The 581-nt window shown below is 64.9% G+C and carries 2 protein-coding genes; both read left to right on the forward strand.

All coding sequences use genetic code 11. The features are described 5' to 3' along the window. A partial coding sequence (locus tag ROR02_RS16750; RefSeq protein WP_170245173.1) for a hypothetical protein occupies window positions 1–222 on the forward strand: 222 nt, incomplete at its 5' end. 12 nt (window positions 223–234) lie between these two features. Beyond that, window positions 235–581 (forward strand): hypothetical protein (locus tag ROR02_RS16505; RefSeq protein ID WP_147165123.1); only part of this gene is annotated, 347 nt, incomplete at its 3' end.

A 581-nucleotide genomic window follows, 5' to 3' on the forward strand; every position in this document is an offset into this window, starting at 1 on the left:
CTGGCGGCCATCAATATCTGGAGCAAGATCGACGACTACACCCGTCTGACCGCCACGCGAGGCACCCGGGTGGGCGAGCGTTGCGAGGTGTGCATCTTCAACGCCCAGATCAACAAGCCATCGACGAGAGACGACAATGAGGACGTGATGATGTCGATCCCCTTTACCGCGCGCCCGCAGACGGGAGGCGGGGATAACGAGGTTTGTATTCGGTTTTTGTAAGGAGAATTGGGCATGCCGGTACTTTTTTCGGTTCCACGGGGTGGATTTACCTTTGAAACCACGGCCCAGGTCTGGGCGCCGGGGGCCCCCGAGGCGGGCGCTTTGGCGGTGACGTGCCGAGTTGTCGCACCCGCGCGCTTCGAGACGCTGCTGGAGGATAACGTGGCCGGGCGTTTGTCCAACGCCGACCTGGTGCGTGCGCTGGTCGTGTCGTGGGGGCTGGTTTACGACGACGGCACCCCCATCCCCCCGGGCTCCGACGAGGCCGGCGCGCTGCTGGATCACACCTGGATCGCGCGGCCGATCCTGGATGCCTACGGCGCCGCGCTAAGCGCGGCGATCGCGGGAAACTTGGGGCC

The sequence above is a fragment of the Pararhodospirillum oryzae genome (genome assembly GCF_007992075.1).
GTDB classification, from domain to species: Bacteria; Pseudomonadota; Alphaproteobacteria; order Rhodospirillales; family Rhodospirillaceae; genus Pararhodospirillum; species Pararhodospirillum oryzae.